This is a genomic window from Polymorphobacter sp. (assembly GCF_051860865.1).
Taxonomy (GTDB): Bacteria; Pseudomonadota; Alphaproteobacteria; order Sphingomonadales; family Sphingomonadaceae; genus Sandarakinorhabdus.
On the sequence record NZ_JBIMKZ010000138.1, the window covers coordinates 1 to 2697 of the forward strand.

Annotated in this window: 4 protein-coding genes; all 4 read left to right on the forward strand. The window is 67.4% G+C overall.

All coding sequences use genetic code 11. The annotated features are described in order from the left end of the window. The first annotated feature begins 65 nt into the window (after window positions 1-65). Genes hisH through ACTIFJ_RS15250 form a run of 4 tightly spaced genes read left to right on the forward strand, consistent with a single transcriptional unit; the run spans window position 66 to window position 2474 of the window. Complete coding sequence (gene hisH / locus ACTIFJ_RS15235) at window positions 66-698, forward strand: imidazole glycerol phosphate synthase subunit HisH (protein WP_439534967.1); 633 nt, start codon at window positions 66-68, stop codon at window positions 696-698. Continuing rightward, a complete protein-coding gene (gene hisA, locus ACTIFJ_RS15240; protein WP_439534964.1) occupies window positions 689-1399 on the forward strand; it encodes a 1-(5-phosphoribosyl)-5-[(5-phosphoribosylamino)methylideneamino]imidazole-4-carboxamide isomerase in 711 nt (236 codons plus the stop codon). The genes hisH and hisA overlap by 10 nt, the downstream gene beginning before the upstream one ends. Beyond that, window positions 1390-2157: an imidazole glycerol phosphate synthase subunit HisF gene (gene hisF, locus ACTIFJ_RS15245; RefSeq protein WP_439534965.1), complete on the forward strand. Its 768-nt coding sequence runs from the start codon at window positions 1390-1392 to the stop codon at window positions 2155-2157. Before hisA ends, hisF begins: the two co-directional genes overlap by 10 nt. Next, window positions 2154-2474 carry a phosphoribosyl-ATP diphosphatase gene (locus ACTIFJ_RS15250; RefSeq protein ID WP_439534966.1) on the forward strand — a complete coding sequence of 107 codons (321 nt, stop codon included), beginning with the start codon at window positions 2154-2156 and terminating at the stop codon, window positions 2472-2474. The genes hisF and ACTIFJ_RS15250 overlap by 4 nt, the downstream gene beginning before the upstream one ends. Window positions 2475-2697: the final 223 nt, after the last annotated feature.

Here is a 2697-nt window from a genome sequence, read left to right on the forward strand (position 1 = left end):
CATCGATCCTCGCAAAGCCGATGCCATGCCCTCCACCAAGGGTACCCTTGGCGGCGCGGACGGCGATGCCGACCATGGTGCCTGAGAGCATTGCGCTGATCGACTACGGCGCCGGCAATCTCCGCTCCGCCTCCCGCGCGCTGGAAAGCGTCGGCGCCACGGTCACCATCACCCGCACGCCGGCCGATATCCTGGCCGCGGACCGGATCGTGCTGCCCGGAGTCGGTGCTTTCGCCCAGTGCATCAACGCGCTGCGCAGCATCGAGGGGCTGGAAGCCGCCCTCCACGAAGCCGTCATCGAGCGGCGCCGGCCGTTCCTGGGTATCTGCGTCGGCATGCAACTGCTTGCCAGCGAAGGCCATGAGCATGGCGTGCACGCCGGCCTTGGCTGGATCGAAGGCAGCGTCACGCGCCTCACCCCGGATGATCCGGCGCTCAAGGTGCCACATATGGGCTGGAACCGCGTCGTGCCGGCGCGCGGCAATTCGATGCCCGCAGGCGACGCCTATTTTGTCCACAGCTACCGGTTCAACGCGGCTATCGCCGAGGATGTCCGCGCCAGTACCGATCATGGCGGCCCCATCGCGGCGATCATCGGCCGGGCCAACATCACCGGCGTGCAATTCCACCCCGAGAAGAGCCAGGCCTATGGGCTCGCCTTTCTCGCCGACTGGCTCAAGGATGGTCGATGGCACTGACGATCTACCCGGCGATCGACCTCAAGAACGGCCAGGTCGTCCGCCTCGCCGAAGGCGACATGGACCGCGCCACCATCTATGCTGACGATCCCGCCGGTCAGGCCGGACGTTTCGCTGCCATCGGCGCAAATCATCTCCATGTCGTCGATCTCGACGGCGCTTTCGCCGGGGAGAGCCGCAACGGCGATGCCGTGCGCGGGATCCTCGCCGCCTTCCCGGGGCAGGTCCAGGTCGGTGGCGGCATCCGCAGCCGCGCCCAAGCGGAAGCCTGGCTCGACGCCGGGGTCTGGCGCGTCGTCATGGGCACTGCCGCGCTCGAGGACCCCATGCTGGTGCGGGCCCTGGCCGGCGAGTACCCCGGTGCGGTCGTCGTCGCCGTCGATGCGCGCGACGGCATGGTCGCGGTGCGCGGCTGGGCCGAGAAAAGCACCGTCAGCGTCGTCGATCTGGCGCGCCGCTTCGAGGATGCCGGCGTGGCTGCGTTGCTATTCACCGATGTCGGCCGTGACGGCATGCTCAAGGGCGTCAACATCGAGGCCACCGCCGGCCTCGCCGATGCCGTGAACATCCCGGTCATCGCCAGCGGCGGCGTCGCCGGCATGGAAGATATCATCGCGCTCCGCCGCTATCCGAAGATCGAAGGCGTCATCTGCGGCCGCGCGATCTACGATGGCCGGCTGGACCTGGCGCAATGTCTCTAGCTGTCCGCGTCATTCCCTGCCTGGACGTGGCCAACGGCCGGGTCGTCAAGGGCGTCAATTTCGTCGACCTGAAAGATGCCGGCAACCCGGTCGAGGCCGCGCGCGCCTATGACGCCGCCGGTGCCGATGAGCTGACCTTTCTCGATATCAGTGCCAGCCACGAAGGCCGGGGCACGTTGCTCGACATGGTCGAGCAGGTTGCCGACGCCTGCTTCATGCCGCTGACCGTTGGCGGCGGCGTCCGCAGCGTCGCCGATGCCCGTAGCCTGCTGCTCGCCGGCGCCGACAAGGTCGCCGTCAACAGCGCCGCCGTCAGCCGGCCCGCGCTCATCGCCGAGCTTGCCAGCCAGTTCGGCGACCAGTGCGTCGTCGTCGCCGTCGATGCCAAGCGCGTCGCAGACGATCGCTGGGAGATCTTCACGCACGGCGGCCGCAAGCCTACCGGCATCGATGCCGTCGCCTATGCGATCGACGCCGCATCACTTGGCGCCGGCGAAATCCTGCTGACCAGCATGGACCGCGATGGCACCCGCTCCGGCTATGACCTCGTCCTCACACGCCGCATCGCCGACGCCCTTGCCATTCCGGTTGTCGCCAGCGGCGGCGTGGGCAACCTCGACGACCTCGTCCGCGGCGTCACCGAGGGCCATGCCAGCGCCGTCCTCGCTGCCTCTATCTTCCATTTCGGCGAAGCCAGCGTAAACCAGGCCAAGGACGCCCTCGCCGCCGCCGGCGTCCGCGTGCGGAGCATGCCATGACCCAGGACGTCCTCGACCGGCTGATCGCCCGCATCCAGCTCAACCGCAATGCCGACCCCCAGGCCAGCTATGTCGCCAAGCTGACCGCCAAGGGCCGCGCCAAGATCGCCCAGAAGCTCGGTGAGGAAGCCGTCGAAACGGTCATCGCCGCCATGGGCAATGACCGCACGGCGCTTGTCGGGGAATCAGCCGACCTGATGTTTCACCTCTGCCTGCTGCTGGTCGATGCCGGTCTCACCCTCGATGATGTCCGCGCCGAATTGGAACGTCGGGAAGGGGTGTCGGGGATCGATGAGAAGGCGAGCCGGAAAGGGTAGGGTCGTCCGCCGAGCCGGGGCTTGCCTCCGGACCCACCACGGGTTCTTGCTGATTCTGATCGTTTTTCGCTTTGGGAAAATCGCGCTTCATGCGGTCGAGGGCTAAGCGGTATCGACATTCAGTCGAAATGTGCCTTCGGCGGGAACAAGATGCCTCCGGCGGGAACAAGATGCCTCCGGCGGCTGGGGCCGCAGGCCCCAGACCCCGATAATCGGGCTTTCG